Annotated in this window: 1 protein-coding gene; it reads left to right on the forward strand. The window is 61.4% G+C overall.

Annotation, left to right across the window (positions count from 1 at the left end; all coding sequences use genetic code 11):
* A partial coding sequence (locus tag SB754_RS20660) for a type I restriction-modification enzyme R subunit C-terminal domain-containing protein (protein WP_410784231.1) occupies positions 1–267 on the forward strand: 267 nt, incomplete at both ends.

Consider the following 267-nt stretch of genomic DNA (forward strand, 5'->3'; position numbering starts at 1 on the left):
GAAACCCGCGACCACTTCATGACCGCTCTGGAGGAGAAGGGCTATGACCGTGACAAGCTCGACGACATGAAGCGTCTGGTGGATGCCCCGGATAGCGACGTGTTCGACGTGCTGGCCTATGTGCGTTTCTCATTGGAGCCGAAGACCCGCCATGAGCGGGCAGAGACGGCGCGGGGCGATGGATTGGCAGAACACGGTGCTGAGATGCGCGAGTTCCTGGAGACTGTCCTGCACGCTTATGAGCGCGACGGCAGCCGGGAACTATCG

Origin of the sequence: Leifsonia sp. SIMBA_070 (assembly GCF_046534635.1) — a bacterium.
GTDB lineage: Bacteria > Actinomycetota > Actinomycetes > Actinomycetales > Microbacteriaceae > Leifsonia.